The 22779-nt window shown below is 33.6% G+C and carries 15 protein-coding genes; 13 read left to right on the forward strand and 2 right to left on the reverse strand.

Features of this window, described 5'->3' with window-relative positions; all coding sequences use genetic code 11:
* Nucleotides 1-295 precede the first annotated feature (295 nt).
* Nucleotides 296-745: a hypothetical protein gene (locus H2O64_RS09850; RefSeq protein ID WP_187562023.1), complete on the forward strand. Its 450-nt coding sequence runs from the start codon at nucleotides 296-298 to the stop codon at nucleotides 743-745.
* A complete protein-coding gene (locus tag H2O64_RS09855; protein WP_215907147.1) occupies nucleotides 745-945 on the forward strand; it encodes a helix-turn-helix transcriptional regulator in 201 nt (66 codons plus the stop codon). The genes H2O64_RS09850 and H2O64_RS09855 overlap by 1 nt, the downstream gene beginning before the upstream one ends.
* On the opposite strand, the gene H2O64_RS09860 is transcribed toward H2O64_RS09855, so the two are convergent.
* On the reverse strand, nucleotides 942-2021 hold the full coding sequence (locus H2O64_RS09860) for an adenylate/guanylate cyclase domain-containing protein (protein ID WP_187562024.1): 1080 nt from the start codon (nucleotides 2019-2021) through the stop codon (nucleotides 942-944). The genes H2O64_RS09855 and H2O64_RS09860 overlap by 4 nt on opposite strands.
* An 80-nt stretch (nucleotides 2022-2101) precedes the next feature.
* Between H2O64_RS09860 and H2O64_RS09865 the strand changes: the two genes are divergently transcribed.
* The 3 genes from H2O64_RS09865 to H2O64_RS09875 all read left to right on the forward strand — a co-directional run bounded on the left by H2O64_RS09865 (nucleotide 2102) and on the right by H2O64_RS09875 (nucleotide 5006).
* A complete protein-coding gene (locus H2O64_RS09865) occupies nucleotides 2102-3019 on the forward strand; it encodes an SMP-30/gluconolactonase/LRE family protein (protein ID WP_187562025.1) in 918 nt (305 codons plus the stop codon).
* Between the two features lie 95 nt (nucleotides 3020-3114).
* Nucleotides 3115-4428, forward strand: a complete 1314-nt coding sequence (locus tag H2O64_RS09870) for a DEAD/DEAH box helicase (protein ID WP_187562026.1) — start codon at nucleotides 3115-3117, stop codon at nucleotides 4426-4428.
* 245 nt (nucleotides 4429-4673) lie between these two features.
* Complete coding sequence (locus tag H2O64_RS09875; RefSeq protein ID WP_187562027.1) at nucleotides 4674-5006, forward strand: hypothetical protein; 333 nt, start codon at nucleotides 4674-4676, stop codon at nucleotides 5004-5006.
* Between the two features lie 23 nt (nucleotides 5007-5029).
* Here the strand turns inward: H2O64_RS09875 and H2O64_RS09880 are convergent, their stop codons facing one another.
* Nucleotides 5030-5494, reverse strand: a complete 465-nt coding sequence (locus H2O64_RS09880) for a hypothetical protein (protein ID WP_187562028.1) — start codon at nucleotides 5492-5494, stop codon at nucleotides 5030-5032.
* Nucleotides 5495-5613: 119 nt separating this feature from the next.
* On the opposite strand from H2O64_RS09880, the gene H2O64_RS09885 reads away from it, so the two are divergent.
* From H2O64_RS09885 to H2O64_RS09920, 8 genes are all read left to right on the forward strand, one after another.
* A complete protein-coding gene (locus H2O64_RS09885) occupies nucleotides 5614-5931 on the forward strand; it encodes a DUF6660 family protein (RefSeq protein WP_187562029.1) in 318 nt (105 codons plus the stop codon).
* A gap of 74 nt (nucleotides 5932-6005) precedes the next feature.
* A complete protein-coding gene (locus tag H2O64_RS09890; RefSeq protein ID WP_187562030.1) occupies nucleotides 6006-8207 on the forward strand; it encodes a TonB-dependent receptor in 2202 nt (733 codons plus the stop codon).
* A gap of 357 nt (nucleotides 8208-8564) precedes the next feature.
* The gene (locus tag H2O64_RS09895; RefSeq protein ID WP_187562031.1) at nucleotides 8565-11780 is read left to right on the forward strand and encodes a leucine-rich repeat domain-containing protein; all 3216 of its coding nucleotides are present in this window, start codon (nucleotides 8565-8567) and stop codon (nucleotides 11778-11780) included.
* Nucleotides 11781-12070: 290 nt separating this feature from the next.
* The gene (locus H2O64_RS09900) at nucleotides 12071-12442 is read left to right on the forward strand and encodes a BlaI/MecI/CopY family transcriptional regulator (RefSeq protein ID WP_187562032.1); all 372 of its coding nucleotides are present in this window, start codon (nucleotides 12071-12073) and stop codon (nucleotides 12440-12442) included.
* Nucleotides 12439-15048 carry an ankyrin repeat domain-containing protein gene (locus tag H2O64_RS09905; RefSeq protein WP_187562033.1) on the forward strand — a complete coding sequence of 870 codons (2610 nt, stop codon included), beginning with the start codon at nucleotides 12439-12441 and terminating at the stop codon, nucleotides 15046-15048. Before H2O64_RS09900 ends, H2O64_RS09905 begins: the two co-directional genes overlap by 4 nt.
* A gap of 325 nt (nucleotides 15049-15373) precedes the next feature.
* Entirely contained in the window at nucleotides 15374-17641 is a 2268-nt protein-coding gene (locus H2O64_RS09910) for a tetratricopeptide repeat protein (RefSeq protein WP_187562034.1), read from the forward strand.
* Between the two features lie 705 nt (nucleotides 17642-18346).
* Complete coding sequence (locus H2O64_RS09915) at nucleotides 18347-20452, forward strand: flavin monoamine oxidase family protein (RefSeq protein ID WP_187562035.1); 2106 nt, start codon at nucleotides 18347-18349, stop codon at nucleotides 20450-20452.
* Between the two features lie 320 nt (nucleotides 20453-20772).
* Entirely contained in the window at nucleotides 20773-22500 is a 1728-nt protein-coding gene (locus H2O64_RS09920; RefSeq protein ID WP_187562036.1) for a patatin-like phospholipase family protein, read from the forward strand.
* Nucleotides 22501-22779: the final 279 nt, after the last annotated feature.

Raw genomic sequence — 22779 nt, forward strand, 5'->3', positions numbered from 1 at the left:
CTTAGATTTTTAGACTTCTTGGATTATTGGACTTACTTAGAACATTAGACTTTGTCATTCCTGCGAAGGCAGGAATCCATTTTTATTATTAGATATTTTTAATAGAGCACATATAGCGGAGCGTAGTGTTAGATTTCACGTTATCTTAACATGTCAGTTCGAGCGCAGTCGAGAACACTATCAATACTTCATAACGATTTCATTTATAAAATAGTTCAAAAAACTTTTGTGCTTTACAAAATGTAAAGTATATTTGTCATTATATAAAACATACTTGTCAATTTAAAATTATATTATGGCGAAAGAAACATTTTGTGAAGCAGATAAAAGAAGGTTTGAAAAATTTAAAAACTTTGGTCTGCCACATACATTCAAAAAATTTGGTGTTGCATTAGTTGCACTCTCAATTCTATTTTTATTTGCACGAAAACTATTTGATATCGATGTTGCCATTACACTAAAATTCATTCTAAAACGAGTTGTATTAGTTGGTTTACTAATTATAGCAATTTCTAAAGAAAAAGTAGAAGATGAAATGATTCGTACCATTCGCGGGCAAGCGTTTTCTATGGCATTTATTGCAGGTGTTGTCTATACGCTGATTCAGCCATTGATCAATTATATTGTGGCGTTATTTGTTGAAAAAGATAAAGAACCTTTAACCGATGTTGGCGATTTTCAAGTACTCTGGTTTTTACTAACGATGTATTTATTATTTTTCTACATGATTAAAAAAAGGCTATAATGAAGAATAGAATCAAGATAGAACGCGCTATTTTAGACATCACACAGGACGATTTAGCAAAGAAAATTGGAGTTTCTAGGCAAACGATCAATTCCATTGAAAAAGGGCGTTATGTGCCTTCAACGGTTTTAGCACTCAAGCTAAGTACGGTTTTTGACAAATCGATAAATGACTTTTTCTTTCTCGAAGAAACGGACTAAACAATTTTTGAAACATCATAAATATTGATGGTTGTCGCTTTGCCTTTAAGCAATAAATCATCAATTTTTTTTGTGTCGAATGTTTCGGGAAGCTTCATGTCTTTCAATAAAACTTCAGAAATTAAAACACTGGCATTGTATTTATTGCATACAGATTGAATTCTGGCTGTCGTATTGATCACATCACCGTGATATGCCAACTCTTTCTTAATCGTTCCAACTTCAGTAACCATCAAGGTTCCACCGTGAATTCCAGCTTTAAACTCTGGAATTAAATTATATTTTTCTTGATAATAATTACTTCTAGAAGCGATTCTTTCTTGAAAGTTAAAATACAATTGCAATGCATTATTTCGTTTTATTCCATGTGTATATTTCCAACTCAAAACGGCTTCATCGCCCACATATTGGTAAATTTCGGCATCAAACTTTCGAGTAATCATATTCAAATCATAAAAACAATCCTGAATCAACTGACTATACGTATAATGTCCTAACTGTTCGGCAATAGTGGTAGAAGCTTTCAAATCTAAAAACATAAAAATTCGTTTCTCTTCTTTCGGTTTGCGATACTTTCCAAGCAACATTTTAATAAAAATGCCACGCCCAAATTTTTCATTGGCAATCTTGATAAAAGAAAATACTAAAGATGCTACAACAAAAAAGATAACAATAGACCAAAACGTTTTATTTGTACGCCACCAACCGCCATCATCATTCAAAGAAACATCCAACATATAACCTGTATATTCAACAACAGAACTAACTAAAATAATAAGCGTCACTAAATAAATAAAAGTTTTAGTAAACACAACAACACCTAAAGCGAGACTTTTGGCTAAATACCGATCAAACAAAAACTCAATGGCTGCATAAAAAATCCCGAAAGGAACTGAAGAAATCGCAACATAGGTTAATAAATCTAAGATTGGTAATTCATATTTTGGGAGAATGCTCACACCTTTTTCCTCAAAAACACCGAAATAGCGTATAATGATAAAAAATCCAAAGGCTAAAACCCAAAAAGCAATAGATCGTAATGTGAATAATAAATATTGTTGTAAAGTTCTTCTCATAAATGCAAAATACTAAAACTAAATTACAAATATTACGCTTGAATATGTATTTTAGTAACAAACTATCAAAAAACAATCAAATGAAAAATTTTATTAAGATTATACTACTTGTCAGTTTCTTTTACGCGTGTAAAAATGACAAAAAAGAAGTTGAAAAAACATCTGAAAATGAAAACATAGCAACGGTTTTAACTCCTGAACTATTACTTAAAGTAACTGGCTTAACACATGCTGAATCTGTTGTATACGATAAAAATAGTGACGCATTATATGTTTCTCTAATCGGAAACAGAGAAAAAGGAGATGGAAGTATTGCAAAAATCTCGCTTGACGGAAAAGTGGTAGATACTACGTTTGTTTCAGGCTTAAACGATCCAAAAGGAATTGCCATAAAAGGCGATAAAATATATGTAAGTGATGTTGTTGATTTGGTTGAAGCTGATCTAAACTCAGGAAAAGTCATTAGAAATCATACCAATGAAGAAGCAGAATTTCTAAACGATGTCGAAATTGGCAAGGATGGAACGGTATATGTTTCTGATACCTCAAAATCTTCAATTTTTGCTTTAGCACCTGACGGAACGTTCTCAGAATTCATCAATAGTGATCAATTAGAACATCCAAATGGTTTATTATTAGTTGATGATACCATGTATGTATCAGCTTGGGGAAATGTTGTTGGAGATGGTGAGAAGGCAAAACAAAGCGGGAATTTCCTCAAACTAAACATGCAGACCAAAGAAATCATGAAAGTTTCAAAAGATACGCTTGGAAATTTAGATGGCGCGCAAGTTTATGAAAAAGACAATTTCTTAATTTCTGCTTGGAACACAGGGAAAATCATAAAAATCAATACCAATGGCGACGCAGAAGACATTTTAACTGTTGGAATGAGTGTTGGCGATATCTTATACATTCCTGAGAAAAAACTCTTGGCATTACCGATGAATCGTCAAAGTCAGCTATTGATTTATACGCTTGAAGAGGTGGAGAAATAAGTAAATAGTATTGAGAAGTTAGTATTGAGAATAACATCTGTAGTTTTTCAATCATTTACGCTTTCAATTCATACAAATAACTGTACTTTTGCAGCATGTCAAAAATCATTAAAAATCAGCGTGAAATCTTAGCAAAATTGGGCATTACAACTCTCAATCCAATGCAAGAAGAAGCGAAACTCGCGATCAGTTCGCATCCAAATACAATTCTGTTATCACCAACAGGAACAGGAAAAACAGTGGCTTTTTTATTGCCAATCATTGAAGAATTAGATCCTAAAAATGATGAAGTACAAGTCATTATTTTAGCGCCTTCGCGCGAATTGGCAATTCAAATTGCACAAGTAACACGCGACATGGGAACTGGTTTCAAAACCAATGAAGTCTATGGTGGACGTAACTTTTCAAAAGATAAAGTAGATCTAAAACATCGTCCAGCAATCTTAGTAGGAACGCCCGGAAGAGTTGCCGATCATTTGCGTAGAGAAACCTTTCCTACCAAAGAAATCAAAACCTTAGTGTTGGATGAATTTGACAAATCACTTGAAGTTGGTTTTGAAGATGAAATGAAAGACATTATTTCGTTATTGCCAAATGTTGAAAAACGCGTGTTAACGTCAGCAACGAAAGATATGGACATTCCACGATTTGTTGGAATGACAAATCCGCTATCAATTAACTATTTAGGCGAAAAAATAGCGAAACTAACCGTAAAACGGATTCTTTCTCCATCAAAAGATAAATTAGATACCTTATTAAATACAATTTCGCTTGTCGCGAATCAACCCGGAATCATCTTTTGTAATTTCAAAAATACAATTCAATATGTAAGCGATTTTCTCTCGTCAAAAGGCATTCCGCATGGTTGTTTTTATGGTGGAATGGAGCAAAAAGACAGAGAACGTGCATTGATCAAATTTAGAAACGGAACACATCAAATCATCATTGCAACCGATTTAGCTGCGAGAGGAATTGACGTGCCTGAAATCAAATACATCATTCACTATCAATTGCCAATGCGAAGCGAAGAATTTACGCATCGTAACGGACGGACTGCGCGTATGCATGCGGAAGGAACGGCGTTTGTATTGCAATGGGAAAAAGAAACGGTTCCAGATTTTATCTCAAATGTGGAAGTTGTTGAAGAATTATCTTCTGGCGCACGGCCGAAAGCCTCTGGCTGGAAAACCTTATTTATTTCTGGTGGACGAAAAGACAAAATTTCCAAAGGAGACATTGCTGGATTATTCATGAAAAAAGGAAAACTAACCAAAGATGAAATTGGCATGATTGAACTCAAAAGCGATTGTGCATTTGTGGCAGTTGCCGCTTCCAAAGCCAAAGAAGTTATCAAACTTACTTCTGAAACACATTTGAAAAAGAAAAAAGTACGTATTACGTTGATATAGACTTCTTGGATTATTAGAAGGTTAGATTGTTGGAATGATTATTGGATTGTGTGATTGTGACCTTGAAACAATATAACAACGTCAGATCGAGTGAATTTGTGAAACAAATTTGTATTGAGATCTACTTTTTTAACTAAATGCTTCTCGATACAATTTTTCTTCATTTCATTCTAAAAAATCACTCGAAGTGACGTTCTATTTATAAATCCGCTAAAATAAAGACCGTCAATTAAATTTTAATCACCATGAAACACACACTTCAATGCATACTTCTCATTATCATCAGTTCGCTTTGTATCTCAGCGACTAAGCCTGAAACGCAAGACGATGATTGTAAATTTGAAGGGAAAAAACTATATGGAAAAATTCGTTTCGTAGAAAGAGCGAGCAATGCTGATATCAAAATCAAAATTGTCAATAGTTTTCCCGATTTAAAAGTAAAACTCGTAGAAAGTTTTGCCGATGATTGTGGCGAATGGCAAGTTGTAGAATACGGTGAAGACTTAAAAGTCTATGTTGCTGAAAGCTTTGCAGACATCAAAGTAAAGTTTGTGACTAGCTTTCCTGGAATGGATTAACAGGTTTACAATATAGCTTTTACTTAATATGCATACCAAGCAAACGTCAATATCATACAGGCTAATTCTGATCCTTTTAATTTTGAATTCCCATATCTAGCTTTAAATCTATCTTTAATATAGTTTTCATTTGTAGAATCGTCTTCAATTAAATCTACAAGCATATCTTTCATATATTCAAGCACGCTGAAAGCACTAACTATATCATTTTCTCCAACTTCTATTTTATAAAAAATAGTCCCATCCCAATAAATTTTTAAAATGGTTTCAAAATAGCCAGTTTTCATTTGAACAAAGATAGCATTACCTTCTACTACATAGTTTAATTTTTCATAATCAGTTAAAGGATGTGCCATTTGAGATAACATTTTAGCTCCTTCATATTTGAAAAAGTTTTCCATTTTACTTTGAGCAGTTAGTACACTACTAAAAATAAAACAAGTAAATAATATCAAAAGAGTTTTTTTAGATGTTTTAATTTTCTTCATAAATTTTAATTTTTTAAGGTTATTCCATAAATTTCTAAATCTATTTTGAAACTTCCTTACGGATTTCCTCAACCACCTTAATATTTATCAAAAACTTTTCTCCTATATTTGTAAGACAAATGAAAAGCATCAGTTTCATACTCGGATTTCTAATACTTGCCTTGGCGTTAAAACCATGTTCAGACGGACTGAACGCGGAACACGAAAACGGCTCCGAAATTAGCATGGAACACAATCATCAAAACGATCATGATGACACTTGCGCAATGCTTTGTGTGTGTAACTGTTGTGGAATTTCAGTAACCAATCATGTGCCGTCAACATTCACATTACATTCAAAAATCAATATCTCTACAAAAGTAAACTCACACTACGAATCACATTACCGATTTAATATTTTGTGTTCTATCTGGCAACCGCCTCAATTTTCAGTTTAAAAACAAACTAGTACAAATTTTAGGACACTGAGGTTCTCGAAGTGTCGATTATCAAACAAAAAATATATATAATTATGCAAACACGCTTATGGAGCGTTTTGTTCCTATTCATACTATGCGGAGTTGTCAACGCACAAAACAACGACATCACTATTAAAGTACTTTCAGAACACGAAAAAACACCTTTACTAGGCGCAACGGTTTTATTTGAAGACTTAGAAAAAGGTGCGATTACAAATGCGGATGGAATTGCTACATTCAAAGAAATTCCAAGCGGAACACACCATTTAATGATTTCGTTTGTAGGTTTCAAAACCATAGAAACGGAAGTTACCTTGCCATCGTCAAAAGAATTGATTTTTTACATGGAAGAATCAAAAGGCGAATTGGACGCTGTAATCATTCAATCTACACGTAGTTCGCGAGACATTCGCCGAATTCCAACACGAATTGAAGTAATTGGAGGCGAAGAATTAGGCGAAAAAAACATGATGAATCCTACGAATATTTCCATGGTTTTACGTGAAAGCACTGGAATTCAAATGCAGCAAACATCGCTAAGTAGCGGAAACCAAAACATTAGAATTCAAGGGTTAGACGGACGTTACACGCAACTATTACGTGACGGTTTTCCGTTATACGGAGGATTTTCAAGTGGATTGAGCATCATGCAAATTCCACCATTAGATTTAAAACAATTTGAAATCATCAAAGGAAGTGCTTCTACCTTATATGGCGGCGGCGCTATTGCAGGTTTGGTCAATTTAGTCTCAAAAACGCCCGATTATGAACCAGCATTAGACATTATGCTTACGCAAACACATGCGTTGGGAAGTACGGTAAACGTTTTTTACAGCAAGCGAAATGAAAAATACGGAATTAGTCTATACGGTTCTGGAAACTATCAAAAAATATACGATCCGGAAGATGATGGTTTTAGCAACTTGCCTGAAACTACCTCTTTTGCGATCAACCCAAAATTCTATTACTATCCATCAGAAGATACTACGTTTTGGATTGGTCTAAATGGTACGTATGATGATCGAATTGGTGGCGATATTAATACGGTTGAAAATGACGGAAACGGCACACCTGAATATACAGAAGAGAATATTTCCAAACGATTGAGCAGTCAGGCAGTATATACGACAAAACTAGATTCATTGCGAAACTTTAGCATCAAAAACAGTATTTCGTATTTTGATCGTGAATTAAATGTACCCAATATGCAATTCAAAGGAAAACAATTCAATTCCTTTACAGAAGTGACGTTACAGCACAATTATGAAAAAAATGATTGGACGCTTGGCGCGAATTTATACACGACAAATTTTAACGAAGATGAAAATTCACCAATTCAACGCGATCAAAACGATGTGACGTTTGGAGCCTTTGTAAACTCTACGTTTGACTTATCTGAGAAATGGATTTTAGAAGCAGGTTTACGAACTGATGTCGCTTCAGGTTGGGGAATTTTTATATTGCCAAGAGTTTCTTTATTATATAAAAATGATTCAGGATTTTCAAGTAGATTTGGTGGTGGATTGGGGTACAAAACGCCAGATATCTTTACAGAAGAAGCGGAATTTGTCAACTTTCAGAATGTATTAGGAATTGATCAAAATTCGCTTGACGCGGAACGTTCGTATGGTTTAAACCTTGATTTCAACTATAAAACCAAGATCTTCAATGAAACTGTTGGATTCTCGATCAATCAGTTATTCTATGTGACTTCCATTGAAGATGGATTACTTTTAAATACAAACTCAGCAGGTTTATTTCAATTTGAAAATGCTCCAGGAAGCATCTTAAGTAAAGGTGCGGAAACGAATGTGAAATTCTCATACAATGCTTTCAAATGGTTTTTTAACTATGCGTTGATTGATGCAAAACTTCGCTACTTACCTGGAAATCCACAAAAACCATTAACCGCAAAACACAATGCAGGAAGTGTGATTATGTACGAAACGAGCACATGGCGTTTGGGTTATGAAACTTATTACACAGGAACACAGTTTTTATCCAACGGAACAGAAACCAGAGATTTCGTCACAATGGGATTCTTAGCGATGCGTAACTTTGATTGGGGCGGAATTTACGCCAACTTTGAAAACTTTACCGATCGTAGACAAAGTCGTCTTTCACCATTGGTAACACCAACAGTGAGCAATCCTACGTTTTCAGAAATCTATGCACCGAACGACGGATTTATTTTCAGCGTAGGAATCATTATCAAGCCATTTGGAAATCATAGTGAGCATCATGATGATCACTAGATAGTACTTGTACTGAGCGGAGTCGAAGTATTGAGATTTTAGTATTTAGACTAAATACTTCGCAAGCTCAGTTTTTATATACTAAAGCCGTTATTCTTTGTGGATAGCGGCTTTTTTTTTGTCAGAATACTTCTCGATACTATTTTCTTCGTTTCACTGCGAAAATCACTCGAAGTAACGTTGAGAAATTCTAACCTTTACAACATCGAGTGCCAAATTTGTAATTTGGTGTATCGAGAACAGCTTTGAAAAGCGAATACTTCAATTATTTAATTCTTGAATCTTTCAATCTCTTACAGTGCGTAAGAATTTATTTCTTATTTTTAGGAAATCAACTAAGAATAAACAGAAAACTGTATGGAAATCCAATACGAAAACGAACTTGATTACGTAGAATTTGAATTAGGATATAGACTTCAAAAAGATGATTATATATTAAATGAAAAAAATAGATTTATAAAACTGAACCTTATAGATAAAGAACTGTCAGATATTAATTTTTTAATGCATTTAGTTTCATTAAGAGAGTTAAATCTTCAAAAAAACAAAATTAATAATATTATGGCTTTGTCAACATTAACTTCGTTGACTAGTTTAAATCTTTCTGGGAATCAATTAGATGATATTCTTCCCTTGTCAACATTAACATCGTTGACTATTTTAGACCTTTCTACTAATCAATTGAGTGACATCAATGCCTTGTCAAATTTAACTTCTTTGACAAAATTGGATCTTTCTGAAAATCAAATTAGTGATATTAGTGCGTTATCAAAGCTAACTTCACTTGAAAAGTTGGATATTTCTTCAAATCAATTGAGAGATATTAGCGCATTATCAAAACTCATCTTATTAACTACTCTAGATCTTGATAACAATCAAATTAGTGATATTAGTACTCTATCAAAACTTGATTCTATAAGTCATTTATATCTTAGCTATAATAAAATTACTAATATTGATGTTTTGTCAGTTTTATCGTCATTAGAGGATTTACATCTATCTAGCAACAATATCCATGATTATAGTGCTATTTCAAAACTCACCTCTCTAAATACATTGTTTATTTTTAAAGGTCAAATTACCAATATTAATTTCTTATCTGACTTCACTTCATTAAAAATTTTGTATTTGGCTGATAATAATATAAAAGATATTGATGTTTTATCAAAATTAACTTCTCTAACTCAATTATATCTTTCTAGTAATCAAATTAGTGATATTAGTGTTTTATCAAAATTAACTTTGTTAAAAGCGTTGAAACTTTCTGAAAACCCAATCAAAAACCTTCCAGAGACTATCCTAAAAAGCTCCGCACAAGAAATCGTTCGTTGGCTGCAAGAAAATGAAAAAAGAGGCGGAAAAGTCCTTTTAAAAGATGTTAAAGTATTGTTGTTAGGAAATACAAATATTGGAAAATCGAACTTACTACACTTATGGCAGCAACGGTATTCAACTGAAAAAGAAAAAAAACAATATCCTTTAAATAGTGATTCTACACATGGCTTGGTATACGAAGAATTAGATATTCCCAAAAGTAATGCCCAATTACATATATGGGATTTTGGTGGACAAGAATACTTTCATGCGACACATCAATTGTTTTTCAGCCCAGATGCATTACATGTGTTATTATGGTCTAAAAAGAAGCTGGAAACGCGTGTAGCAAATGAAGAAGTATTTCAATTGGATTATTGGTTTCGTTGCGCTGAGCAGCTAAGCAAAGGCGAAAGTGCCATAGAAATTGTCTTGATCGAAAACTATATTGATCATATTGATGAAAAAGAAAACATAGAGTTTTATACACACTTTCCAGATCAAACTTATTTAGAGAAATTTAATATCTATTCACCACACGAAGATGAAGTCCATGAAGATAAACCACCATTTATGCTTAATGCCTGTTCGGTGAGTTTAAAACACGAAAAGCGTTTACAAGGTATGTTTGAATTATTAGAAGAACGGATTGATATGTTGTATCAAAAAAATCTTCATCCGCCAACATACTCAGAAATCCGAAATGGTTTGAACAAGTCAATTAAAAAGGTTTGGACATTGGATGCGTACAAAAAGAAGTTTGATCAAAAAGATGGTATCATTTTGCAAACATTGCACAGATTGGGTTGTTTATTATATTTTCATGAGCAATTACCAAACAAAGTATTTACACAACCAGAATTATTATTGGATTTAATTTATACCGAAATTCTCAATGAAAAATTACAAGAAAAACAAGGAAAACTTACCGATGAAATTGAAAATGCAGCCAAAAATAATAATTTAGGTATAAAAGTAGACGAATTAGAAATCTTGTTAAGTGCTTTCAAATTAATCTTTAAAGCACAAGATGGTGATTGGTATGCACCACAATACCTACCTGAGAAATCGCCAGTTTGGTTACAACTATTAAAAGACTATACGTTCGGAGTTGCAAGCATTATTGTGTCATCTGATCAGTATTTGATGAATAGCATTCTGTTAGATATTTTTCAACAATATGGCAGTAAAATTAAAGAATCAGAAGGTGACACATATTTATTTTGGCAGAAAGGATTGGTCATTGAAAAAGAGGAACAGCTGTTATTGGTAGAATATGATCGAAAACAAATGCGTTTGTTATTATATGGCGATCAACAAGAAAAGAATCAGCAATTACAAAAAGAAGTGGTCGATTTTATTCTAAAAACAATACATACATCTAAAGAACCAAGGTATGAATTGGAAAGTAAAGATGATAATTTAGATCGCACAGGTTTTAAAAATTTTGAATTGAAAGGAAAAGGAATTGGAACTAAAAATACAGATTGGAATAGCGAAAAAGTTACTGTTTCCGTAAGTGTAGATGGCAAATATTATGTAAATGTCAACGAACTCTACAAAAATGTAAGCAATAAAATATACACTATTAAAGCATTTGATTATGACGATGAAACATCGTTCAAAGCGTTTTCGGTATTCCGATTCAATCAATATTTAGCAGACAGAGACAAAGGGAAAATGAAAAAAGTAGCCATTAGTTATTCCAAAGATGATTTAAAATTAGTAAATGAATTTATCAAAAACTTAGTGCCATTGCACGACGACGGTTTGATAGAAAATCCTTGGTATTGCTCGCAATTAGAAGCAGGAACGGAATGGAATAAGGAAATTCAAGATAAATTTAAACAGGCAGATATTATTTTCTTTATGGTGAGCCCAAATTTCTTGGCAACAAAATATATCAAAGAGCATGAAATAAAAACAGCCATAGAACGCCGTCAAAAAGAAATAGCAGACAATGTGTTGCTAAACAGACAAGTTAAAATAATTCCTATCATTTTAGATTTCTGTCGCTGGTACAGAAAAGATGCAAAATATGATCTCGGAAAATACACTGCATTGCCATATATTGCAAAACCGGTAGCTGACTTCAAAAACAGAAACATGGCTTGGTATATCATTGAAGAAGCCATTCGTGCAGCAATCGAACATGATAATGATCCAGAATTTGACACGAATCTAGCTAAAGATGTCAAAAAAATATACGAACGCATCATAAGCGGTAAAGTAGATGATGATAATGACGAAGTGACATAAAATTTCAATACGTCATTGCGAGAGTTTTGAAAAAACTTGTGGCAATCTGATTGTCGATTAACAGATTACTCCACTATCGCCCGTAATGTCGTAATAAAGCACAATTGTCAGTTCGAGCGCAGTCAAAAACAGTTTTAAAATGAATATACTACTAAAAAATTAGTAGTTACAATATTCTGAAAAACAGATAATTAACACTTGTTTGCTAAAACATTAATCATTTTATCTACTAAATAATTAGTAGTTCTACTAAAAAGTTAGTAGGTTTGCAGTGTAATCTTTTAGAAACTATGCAAAAACTAACGAAAAGAGAAGATCAAATCATGCAAATCGTATGGCGATTGAAAAAAGCATTCATTCGTGATATTATTGACAACCTTCAAGAACCAAAACCACATTACAATACAGTAGCTACTATTGTGAAAATTTTGGTAAAAAAAGGTGTTTTGCAATCTGAAATGATCGGAAATACGCATCAATACAGTTCTGCAGTTGATTTTGAAGCGTATCGTGATGATAATTTGGGAAGTATCAAAAAGAAGTTCTTTGGAAATTCGTTTCCTAAAATGATGGCATATTTTGCGAAAGAGGAAAATCTCTCTGAAACAGAAATTGAAGCATTAGTTGAATTGATCAAATCTAACAAAAACAAAGAATCATGATCGCACTTCTTCTAAAAGCATCCGTAACGCTCATCATTTTTCTAGTATTCTATAAACTATTTCTAGAAAGAGAAAGTTTTTACACGGCAAATCGTTGGTATCTCATTGCATGTTTGGCACTTGCGTTTATATTGCCGTTTGTTTCCTTACCACAATTAGTGACGAATCAAGGATATGTTTCTAAAGTCATTACGGCGATGGAAACTCAGGAAAATTCTAAAGAAGGAGCGAACTTATTACCATTAGAAACTCAAGAAAGTAGTACAGATACAGTAAGTATACAACCTATAGAAACCACAGAAGCGAAAACAGCAATTGCAGCTTCCAAACCTTCTATAAGCTTGTTAGATTGGATCTTGGCAATATATTTCTTTGGTGTGATTGTTTTTGCATTGCATTTACTCTTTCAAATATTGAGTATCTGTCTAAAAATAATACGAAGTGATGATAAAATCCGGGATGAAAATGCAATTATCATCAATCATGAAAGTATCAAAGAACCGTGCTCATTTTTCAATTACATCTTTATCAATCCTGAAAACTATGACTACGAAACGTACGAACAAATTCTTGCGCATGAACGTGTGCATGTAGACAAAAAGCATAGTCTAGACTTACTATTGGCTGAATTGGTAAAAGTATTCTTGTGGTTCAATCCGTTTGTATGGATCTACCGAAAATCTGTTGAGAAAAACATTGAATTTCAGACAGATGCAGCTTTACTCAATACTACTTCCATTCAAAATGATCAATATCAATTAAGCTTACTAAAGATTGCCACGTACACAAAACCGTTGACCATTACAACGAATTACAATCAATCATTAATCAAAAAACGAATCGTAAAAATGAATTCCAAAAAATCCAATCCACATAGCTATTGGAAATATACGTTCCTAGCGCCAACATTAGTAGTGATGCTACTTTTCTTAAATAAACCTTTAACGGCCGCTGCCGCAGAAAGTACTCGCTTCGATAAACCCATTGTAGACACAAATACAACTGACGAACCTGAAAACAATACTTCAGAAAATACAGTTGTAATCACTAAAGAAACTGAAAATACTTCATCCATAAGTGACGAAGATTCTTCTGAATGTGCCAAACTATTAAAAGCAATTGAAGACAATGACATTCCAGCACTAAAAACATTGCTAAAAACAGTAGACGCAAACTGTGTAGACAAAAATGCTGGTTTTATAGAAACACGTACAAATGACTACATATATAGAAACAGAAAACCGCAAACGCCTTTAGTGGCAGCCGCACGTAACGGAAATCTAGTCGTTGGAAAGCTCTTATTTGATGCTGGCGCAAAAGTTGATTTTTATTCAAAAGATAACGAACCACCAGCTTTAGCTGCAGCTTCGGAAGGTTCTGTGGCATTCTTAAAACTATTAGTTGCCAATGGAGTTTCCATTGATAAAGCATACACAAATCATGGAACAGCTTTAATTTCTGCAGTAAACAAAGGACATTTAGATGCTGTAAAATACATTCACGGGCAAGGAGTTGATGTAAACAAAACGGCTACAAACGTTGGAACACCTTTAATTTTTGCCGCTCGTGGCAAAAATATAGAAATTCTAAAATTCCTATTAAGTAAAGGAGCTGATGTCGACAAACATGTTATGAATGTCGGAACGCCGTTAATCTATGCTGCTCGTAATGGAAATGCAGAAGCCATCAAACTATTACTAGACAAAGGAGCTGACATTGACAAAGAAGTGATGAATGTTGGTACGCCGTTACTATATGCTGCGCGAAATAGCCATTTAGACATTTTAAGACTCTTACTAGACAAAGGCGCAAGTATTGATAAAGAAGTTAGAAATGTTGGAACACCGTTGCTATATGCTGCTCGAAATGGACATACGGAAGCCATCAAACTATTATTAGACAAAGGTGCTGATGTAGACAAAGAAGTCGCGAATGTTGGAACACCGTTATTATATGCAGCGCGCAATGGAAATGTAGAAGTCATCAAACTATTACTTGATAAAGGCGCAGATATTGACAAAGTAGTCGCCAATGTTGGAACACCATTGTTGTATGCAGCTCGAAATAATCATACGGAAACATTAAAATTACTATTGGATAAAGGTGCTGATGTAGACAAAGAAGTCGCGAATGTTGGAACGCCGTTATTGTATGCTGCGCGAAATGGTCATATTGATGCTATCAAACTATTATTAAAAAAAGGAGCAAGCATTGACAAAGAAGTTGCGAATGTTGGCACACCATTACTATACGCTGCGCGCAATGGACATGCTAATGTCATAAAGTTATTATTAGACAAAGGCGCAGATATTGACAAAGAAGTTGCCAACGTAGGAACGCCATTAATTTATGCTGTTCGTAATGAACATACTGCAATTGTGAAATTGCTACTATCAAAAGGAGCAAAAGTAGACAAAGAAGCTCCAAACGTAGGAACTGCCTTGATAAAAGCTGTCAAAGCTAAAAACACAAAAATCGCAAAAGTATTATTAGAAGCAGGCGCAGATCCATACTTTGTAACGCGCCATAATAACTATCCAATGCATTATGCAGTTAAAAACAAGGACAAAGACATGAAAGCACTTTTAGAGCGTTATAAGAAATAACAACGATTTTCATCAATCAAATTACAAAGCACATTTTTCACTTCACAGTGGAGAATGTGCTTTTTTAGCTTCTAGCTTTTGGCTCTTAGCCTTTAGTAATTTTATAGGATGTCATTTCAAAGATATCGTCAGTTCGAGTGCCAAATCTGTGATTTGGTGTATCGAGAACAGCATCACATCAAAATTCTCTTTTCAGTTTAACAAACCAAATAGCTAAGGAGTCAAAAAATCCAACAATCCAAGCAGTCTAAACACGAAGCGTAAGAATTTATTTCTTATTTTTAGGATATGTTAATGGAATTATGCTGCCAAATAGAAAGAATATATGTCAAGAAAAGCACCAACACCTTCTACAGTTAAACTATTATACGGATTATCTAACAATACTTGTTCTAACCCTACATGTAAAAATCCAATAATTAAAGATGGAGTTCCATTAGGAGAAATTTGTCACATAGAAGCTGCATCAGAAAATGGTCCTAGATACAATAAAAATTCTGATGATGAGTATCGTAGAAGCTTTGAAAACTTAATACTCTTATGCGAAGCTTGTCATAAAATTATTGATATTAAAATTGAAGCGTATCCGACTTCTCTCTTAACGCAATGGAAAGACCAACAAGAATCTAAATCCAATGAATTTGAAATAAATACTGAATTATTGGAACTATTAATAAGTAAATTTAGGGAACAGCATAACTATTACAATCAAGGAAGCGGAACTCAAATAATTATTAACCCAAGCATTCATATTGAAAGAAAAATTAATAAAGTTGAAAAAGGCGAAAGTGATAATATTTTTCTCTTTCAATACATTGATACAGCAGGAAACCATACTGAAGAACGAAAATCCTTTGAAGAGTTCTTAAAACCTTTTATAAAAGATAAGGAAGCACAAATTAAAATATTGCGTAAAAGTCTCTCGGATAAAGAAAAAATAGAAGGACTATTAGATGAAAAAGTGCTGAAATTATCTAATGAAATTATAAAAATAGAAGAAGAAAAACAACAATTAGAAACCCATGTAAAACACTTTCTAACGGAATTAGAAGGCAAAAATTTAAGTGAAACCACAACTTTATACCGAGAAGCTTTTGAACTCTTCATTGCTGGAAAAATTAAAGATGCCTTAGCTGTATTGGATGATGCTAATTTGGAAGTAGCAGAACAAAAAGCAATAGAAAGTATAAAGCAAACAGCTGAAACACGGATTCTGAAAGCACAAATACTTCGTGTTGATCATAAATATAAAGAAGCAAGTGAAAATTATGAAAAAGCGGTAAGTCTTTATGGAAGTTGGGACAACTGCTTGGAAGCAGCTGACTATTTTTACTTCATTCATAAATACCAAAAATCATATGATTATTATCAACAATGCTTGCAAAAAGCTGGAAATAATGAACAAAAAGCTTCGACGCTGAATAATTTAGGGAATTTACAAAATAAGATAAATGAATTTAAAAAAGCTGAAGAAGTATATACAGCAGCCCTAAACATATATAGAAAATTAGCTACGAACAACCCTAAGAAATATTTGACGGATCTAGCAATGGTGCTAAATAATTTTGGAACACTTCTGCATAATATGAATGAATTTGAAAAAGCTGAAAAAGCGTATGTAGAAGGATTAAAAATTAGAAGAGAGTTAGCAAAAAGTGATCCACAAACATTTCTACCTAAAATAGCCATAATACTTAATAATTTAGGAGTGCTGCAAAAAGATACTAATGAATTTGAAAAAGCTAAAAAAGTTTATGCTGAAGCCTTGGAGATTAGAAGAAAACTTGCAAAAAAGAAACCGCAAGTGTATCTACCTGATGTGGCAATGACACTAAATAATTTGGCTATACTTCAAAAAGAATCAAATGAATTTGAAAATGCAGAAAAAGTATATTTAGAAGCATTAGAAATTAGAAGAGAACTAGCAAAAAAAAATCCACAAACCTATTTACCTGATGTAGCAGACACGCTGAATAATTTAGGGAATCTACAAAGAATCCAAAGTAAATTCAAAAACGCAGAAATAGTACTTAATGAAGCACTAGATATTTATAAAGAATTAGCTGAGTACAATCCACAAGCCTATTTGCCCAATGTTGCCATGGCACTAAATAACTTAGGCATTCTACAAAGAGTAATCAATGAGTTTAAAAAGTCTGAAAAAGTATATGAAGAAGCATTGCATATTAGAAAGGAACTTGCTAATCATAATCCGCAAATTTATTTACCTGATGTAGCAGGTACATTAAATGGTTTAGCAATACTTCAAGAAGTTAAAAATGAGTTTGACAAGGCAGAAAATGCACATCTAGAAGCACTAAGCATTAGAAAAGAATTAGCAAAAGATAATCCACAAACCTATATACCTGATTTAGCAATAACAAAAATTAATTTGGGTATTTTTTATCAAGATTCAAAAATTAATAAAGAGAAATCGATTCAATTTACGGACGAAGCCGTTTCTCACTTATTGCCCTTTAAAGAGATTCCATATATACAAAACTACTTAGAAGCTGCATTTACTACATTAAGAAAATGGGACATCAATGTTGAAGAATATTGGCAAAATAAACTAAAAGAAGCAGAAGAATAGGCTATTAAGTATTCATACAGTATTTCGAAGCAGTTCACTAAATAATATTCCAGGTCCCATAAACAATAAAAGTAGTTTCCTATAGGTTCCTTCAGGTTATCATAATATCTTTTTGACGTTGATTAATATTTATTAATAGTTGATTAAAGAATATATTCGGTTCCGTAAGGCATTTTACCCCTTAACGAACCCGTTATAGTCTACAAAATACCGACTCGAAGCGACAAACAACCGCTTCGTACCATTTCCAAGTGGACTCACAACTATTAAACAATCCTAAAATTATAATAATGAACCGCTTTGAAATAGTATTTGATAGGGTTAACCCAATATTGCGAAGGTAAATTGTAGAGTTTAGTCTCTAGGAATTCCAATAAACAGATTACTTCGCTAAAGTTCGTCTTGAACGGAGTCGAAAAGGCTCGTAATTACGCAACATGATCAAAACATATCAATCAGCTATTATTTAGCAACTTTATGTGAAACTGAATCAAGTTCAGTTTGACGATCAATCTAACATGTCCAAGAAGTCTAATAGTCTAACCAGTCTAACACGTCCAACAACCCAAGAAGTCTAACTAAGAAAATCACGTATAAATCCCCATTGCACTTCCCTCAGAAGATGCTTAGTTTTGACACTAACTTTTGTAGCTGTATCTTGATGCACTACATATTGTTAATCAACAACCTCTAAACCAAAAACACATGAGTTATCTTTCATTTCATCCGGGGAATAAATCTTCAGATAAAGGTAAAAAAACCAAAGGATCTGTACGAAAAGCATTTTCCGATTATATCATCAAAAATCATGGTGACGACTACAAAGAAACCTTACTAAAACAACGATCAAAAACCGATAAAATCGGATTGATCAAAAAACAAATCATTGAAGTTGCTGATCCTGCTGACAAAAAACCACTCGTGGGAATCATCGGCGGCGGATTTGCAGGATTGTATGCCGGACTCATATTACAATCACTCGGAATTGAATTTGAAATCTTTGAAGCTTCTGACCGTGTTGGTGGACGAATTGATACCTGGTATTCGGCTGATTACGATCCGAAAAGTGACGTAAACAAAGGATTATACGGTGAAGTAGGAGGCATGCGTGTTCCGCAATTCTCAGATGATATGTTGCCAGTACAACACTTGGCGTTATCGCTAAACTATGTATTGGAACGAAATGAAATGACGGATAAAATGTTGCGTTGGCGTAAATTCTATTACAATTCTGACTATCAGCGTTTGCGTTATAACAATATGAAAAAACCAATCTTCGCCAAAGGAGCAAGTTTAAACTCATTGAACTTTGGAAGAAATGAAGGCGGTGATATAAAGGAAGTTTGGGTAACTGAAAAAACAGATGAAAACGGTAACAAATACTTGCCAATTAATATAATTCTCGACAAAGTAAACGGACCTTTCATTGATGCGATCAACAAATCATTTGAAACCGGATTTGCCAAATTGATGCGTTATGACAACTATTCCATGTGGGCATACTTGACAAACGTATTTACGCTGGCGGATTTAGAAGAATATTACGATCCAGCAATGGGCGCACCCTGCGAAAATCTATCCTTCAACATTGCGAGTTACTTAGAAACTACCAATGTAGGAACAGGAATGTACAGTGTTTCTTTTGTAGAAATGGTGATTGCGGTGTACGATTGGGACGGAAGTAAAAATTCGTACGATCGAACAGATCCAAATATCTATATGATCACGATGAACGAAGGAATGCAACACTTTCCAGATGCATGTCGTACCGTATTAAATCTTGAAAATGGAGTCACTGCCGATGATGGACGCTTAGCACAAGTCTTAATAGGAATGGCGAAAGGGCAAAACAACGAATATGGATACTCACCACCAAACCTAACAGAAGATGCTGAACCGCCATCAACTGTTCCGCCAGCAGATCCAAAAGGAACTGCCAATACAAACCCTGACGTTTCAAAGAAAAAGAAACGTGTATTCATGAATCATAAAGTAATTCAGGCAGTTTATGATGAAAAATTATATGATAACAAAGGAGGAATGCGCTTAGAAATTGAGCATAAGCATGACGGACAAAAAGAAGAACTGACAAAAGAATATGCGTATGTAATTAGTACGTTGCCAAATGGTGCGTATTTAAGCGGACAAAAGAAAACAAACTTCTTTGATGACTTATCATTTGCAAAAGCACGTGCACTGCGTGAATGTAACTATATGCCAGCATTTAAGGCGTTTATTACGTTCAACAAACAATTCTGGAAAGAAATAGGAGAAAATCGTCAATACGAAGTAGGATTAGGGGTTTCTGCAAGTGATCGATCTAACCGACAAATAGTATATCCATCGTACGGATTTGACGCAGAAAAAGGAGTTTTACAAGTCTATTCATGGGCACAAGATGCAGAACGCATGGGCGCATTAACCGATCAACAACGTGTAAACGAATGTTTAAAAGGAATACAATTTATGTATCCAGAAATAAATATTTACGATTACTACGCAGGTTATAATGATGGAGTCACAACAAAAACATGGTTTTGGGATCAACATGCAGGCGGTGGCGCTTTTGCATTATTCAATCCGGGACAATTCAAAAACCTATATCCAACACTATTAACGCCTGAATTTGATGGCGCATTAAACATTGCAGGCGAATGCTGCTCTGTACATCATGGTTGGATTGTTGGCGCGTTAGACTCCGCATACAACTCAGTCAACAACATTCTGGAAGAAATGAAAGCGACGAAGAGTATTGTCAAAATGAAAGCAATTTGGGGCGGATTGACAGCACCAGATGTAGCAATAAAATAAATATTTAAAATTTGAATGCCAACTATATACTAACAACGCTATAGTAAATTCAAGACAAGGAAAATCATTAGGTTGGTTTTCCTTGTTTATTTAGTTTAATAGTTTAAGGTTTATTAGTTTTTGTATTTTCAACATACCAACATACCAACATACCAACATACCAACATACCAACATACCAACATACCAACATACCAACATACCAACATACCAACATACCAACATCTAAAGTTAAATCCTTATATTTGAGAAGCTTTCTCAAACATTTTGTAGCCAAGAAGTATAGAATTAACTAACAATAACAACGTAAACAATACGCATCATGCAAGAAGATTTTATTCCATTTGAAAGTATCGGACTTTGCTTTAGTGGTGGAGGTTACCGAGCAACATTCTTCTCACTAGGAGTCGTTTCCTATTTAGAAAAAATACAGTATAAAAATGCAGCTTTAGTAAAAAAAGTAGAAGCAATTAGTACTGTAAGTGGAGGAACACTATTTGGTGTTGCATACTCAAAAGCAGCGATAAAAAATGATTATGAATTTAAAAAATTCTTTTCCGATTTTTATAAGGCGTTTGAAGCTGAAAATGATAAACTCCTCCAAACAGCAATTGCTAAATTGAGCAATGATGAAGTTTGGAAGAAAAATCCACACAAAAAAAGATCGCTGATCAATGCATTTGCGTTGACCTATGCAGATATGGACATTTACAAAGGAGATTTTAAAACATTTGAAAAACTACCAACTAAGTCACATTTAAAATATATGTGTTTCAACGCGACTGAGTTTTCGTATGGATTGGCGTTTCGTTTTCAAAACACAGGAATGTTTGCAAACAAGCCTTTAAATAATTCACAACTTAATAAAATATCAAATGAAATACCATTAGCGGATATAGTTGCATCATCTTCCTGTTTTCCATTAGGTTTTGAACCCTTAGTATTTCCTGATGATTATATAAAGGATCAACAAAGTGTTGATTACAAAGCGTTAAAAAGTTTAGAGATTTTTAGCGATGGTGTCGGAATTATGGATGGTGGAATTGCTGACAATCAAGGAATTGGAAGCATGATTAACATTAGTGAGCGAAGAAGAGAAGTACACAAAGTAAAAGGTGATGATGGTATAGAAAAAGAGGAAAAAATAAAGCGCGAACTAGATTTAATCATAGTAAGTGATGTAGCAAGTTATAAAATGGATCCATGGCAACCAGAACCAAAAGCTATTTATGAAGGTACAACGGTAAAAAGTGGTCTTTCAAAAATACTAAGCTATTTTAGTGTAAAGCCTTTATATTGGATTTTATTAGTAGTTGGAATCCTAATGATGGTTTTAAATTCTTTAGAAATTATCAAAGGACAGTCATGGCCGGCATTATACATCGTTGGTGGAATCATTACAGGAATTGGAATCTTACTCACCATTTTTGGAATTGTAGCAGGAATCATCAAAGGTATCGCAATCAATTGGGTTTCGTCTATGTTTAAGAAAAATGTTCCAGCTCCGCTAGTAGATGATGTATTAAGCTTTCGAAAATTGCGTTTAGATTTGGTACAACGCATGTTAACAGAACGTATAAGTACTACCGTAATTATGGTAAATGATATCTTTCTAAAACAAATACGACGCTTAAATTATAAGTTTTTATACTTTTCAAAAGGATGCGAATTCAGATCCGTTACATCTACCGTATATCAATTAAATGGCGCTAAAACTGTATATGGAAAAGGACCATTCAATAAAGGAATTACGACACAACCATCAAAATTATTAGAAAGCACAGCCTTAATAGCTTCTGAAACACCAACTACACTTTGGTGGGACAAAAATGATATTGCAAAAGATCGTATGGATACGTTAATAGCGTGTGGTCAATTCACAACGTGTTATACTTTGATGGACTATATCATTAAACTTAAAAAAAGTAAACAAGTGAAACTTTCTGATGAACAAACGAAAGAAATAGACGATTTATATACCGCTTTAGATAAAGACTGGAAACAATTCAATAAAAACCCAATGTTTCACGTGGATGTTTTAAAAGCATAACAACATACTAAAAACTTTCTTGACTAGGACGCTATATATAATAGCGTCCTTTTTTTGTGAATATTATTCTCACATAAATACTTAGTAGATTAAATAAGATTGTTTGTGCGTGAATACCTTATTTAATATAAAGTAAATTATATTTTAAACAAGGTCTTTATTCTTAACTTTTAATGATTTTAGTTTGATTTGAACAAAAAATAAGCATTTCAACGATGAAAAATAACGTTTAAACGATCTTTTATGTGCAGTCGACTTAATACGCTAGAGATGGCATCA

Origin of the sequence: Kordia aestuariivivens (genome assembly GCF_014397005.1) — a bacterium.
Taxonomy (GTDB): domain Bacteria; phylum Bacteroidota; class Bacteroidia; order Flavobacteriales; family Flavobacteriaceae; genus Kordia; species Kordia aestuariivivens.

Coding starts and splice junctions, on each gene's coding strand:
- H2O64_RS09865 (WP_187562025.1), top strand. CDS start 2,102: ATGAAAAATTTTATTAAGATTATACTACTTGTCAGTTTCTTTTACGCG.
- H2O64_RS09880 (WP_187562028.1), bottom strand. CDS start 5,494: ATGAAGAAAATTAAAACATCTAAAAAAACTCTTTTGATATTATTTACT.
- H2O64_RS09855 (WP_215907147.1), top strand. CDS start 745: ATGAAGAATAGAATCAAGATAGAACGCGCTATTTTAGACATCACACAG.
- H2O64_RS09850 (WP_187562023.1), top strand. CDS start 296: ATGGCGAAAGAAACATTTTGTGAAGCAGATAAAAGAAGGTTTGAAAAA.
- H2O64_RS09900 (WP_187562032.1), top strand. CDS start 12,071: ATGCAAAAACTAACGAAAAGAGAAGATCAAATCATGCAAATCGTATGG.
- H2O64_RS09905 (WP_187562033.1), top strand. CDS start 12,439: ATGATCGCACTTCTTCTAAAAGCATCCGTAACGCTCATCATTTTTCTA.
- H2O64_RS09870 (WP_187562026.1), top strand. CDS start 3,115: ATGTCAAAAATCATTAAAAATCAGCGTGAAATCTTAGCAAAATTGGGC.
- H2O64_RS09860 (WP_187562024.1), bottom strand. CDS start 2,021: ATGAGAAGAACTTTACAACAATATTTATTATTCACATTACGATCTATT.
- H2O64_RS09875 (WP_187562027.1), top strand. CDS start 4,674: ATGAAACACACACTTCAATGCATACTTCTCATTATCATCAGTTCGCTT.
- H2O64_RS09890 (WP_187562030.1), top strand. CDS start 6,006: ATGCAAACACGCTTATGGAGCGTTTTGTTCCTATTCATACTATGCGGA.
- H2O64_RS09915 (WP_187562035.1), top strand. CDS start 18,347: ATGAGTTATCTTTCATTTCATCCGGGGAATAAATCTTCAGATAAAGGT.
- H2O64_RS09920 (WP_187562036.1), top strand. CDS start 20,773: ATGCAAGAAGATTTTATTCCATTTGAAAGTATCGGACTTTGCTTTAGT.
- H2O64_RS09885 (WP_187562029.1), top strand. CDS start 5,614: ATGAAAAGCATCAGTTTCATACTCGGATTTCTAATACTTGCCTTGGCG.
- H2O64_RS09910 (WP_187562034.1), top strand. CDS start 15,374: ATGTCAAGAAAAGCACCAACACCTTCTACAGTTAAACTATTATACGGA.
- H2O64_RS09895 (WP_187562031.1), top strand. CDS start 8,565: ATGGAAATCCAATACGAAAACGAACTTGATTACGTAGAATTTGAATTA.